Below are 331 nucleotides of genomic sequence, written 5' to 3' on the forward strand. Positions count from 1 at the left end.
CACACCAGGCATTTAAATCGACATATAGGGATTTTCATTGTTTTCTCGTCGGTTAACCCAAATCTCCAATAGTATCCATTTCTATGGATATTTCCTGCACCAATACATTTACAATTAGGGCATTTATTTAATATTGGAAAATCATTTTCCTTTCCTCTTTCTGCATATTCAATTAAATCAATTCCGAAATCATGAGAAATGACCATAAAAAAACTTCCCTCTCATAATATGCAGAAAATTTAGCATATTAATCCAGGAAAGTATAGTATTTAATCTGGAGAAATTTGAAAAAATTCTTCGCATTTTAGAGGAAATAAAGTGACTGTTTACA

The 331-nt window shown here is 30.5% G+C and carries 1 pseudogene; it reads right to left on the reverse strand.

From position 1 onward, the window contains the following. A pseudogene (locus tag M3226_RS33030) lies at positions 1-206 on the reverse strand (DUF6431 domain-containing protein); the annotation flags it as partial. Between the last annotated feature and the right edge of the window lie 125 nt (positions 207-331).

Source organism: Neobacillus cucumis (assembly GCF_023715505.1).